A 772-nucleotide genomic window follows, 5' to 3' on the forward strand; every position below is an offset into this window, starting at 1 on the left:
CCTCCCTCTATAAAGTAAAATTTTCTTTTAAAAAGCTCTTTCGTTCTCAGAATTTCAATACTATCCATTTTAAACATCTAGGTAAAAACTTGAATATCCGATAAAATCTGTAAGAGATAGAGCACCTTAGCTAAGGACCACTAACTTTATGGTAAAATATGGCGGCACTTTATTGGATCTCCACATATACCTTGGTGGTTTTACCTCCCATATCTCGCTGGGTCCCCTAAGGCCCTCATAAATTTCTTCGTTCTACCTAACCAAGGGTGGAGGCCAGTTGATGCTCCCTAACAGGGTCTAAGCCCGAACGGTGAATATAGACTGGCTTCTCCGTGCTCCTTTTGTGGACGGGTAACTGAAATTCTTAAGTCTGACTATCTTTTCTTATGCAGCTTCCTGTAACAAGTTTAATGAACTATTCTGCAATAACATCCTGCCATCATAAGGTGTCTTCTTAGTTCCTAAAGCAAACATTACTCTGATTAACCTACATGACAATGCTACAAGCGACTGTTTCTTTTTCAATGAGTTCTCTGGCCTCGTAGTATAGTATTGATGGAGCGCTTTAATTTTAGGGTTTTTAGCAACTAGTGGGATTACACAACGGTACAGTAGTCCCCTCAAACGAGCTCTTCCTCGTTTGGTTATCTTGGTCTCACCTTTGTGTTTACCCGAACTGTTTTCTTTCAGGTTCAAGCCTGCTAGTTTCTGAATTTGACGTGGATGTTTGTAGTTAGATAAATCCACTACTTCAAACAAAAACCCTGCTACT

1 protein-coding gene is annotated in these 772 nt (G+C 39.9%); it reads right to left on the minus strand.

Annotation, left to right across the window (positions count from 1 at the left end; genetic code table 11):
* Positions 1-384: 384 nt before the first annotated feature.
* Positions 385-772 (minus strand): transposase (locus CDO51_RS13100; RefSeq protein ID WP_143824748.1); only part of this gene is annotated, 388 nt, incomplete at its 5' end.

Origin of the sequence: Natranaerobius trueperi (genome assembly GCF_002216005.1) — a bacterium.
Classification (GTDB): Bacteria; Bacillota; Natranaerobiia; order Natranaerobiales; family Natranaerobiaceae; genus Natranaerobius_A; species Natranaerobius_A trueperi.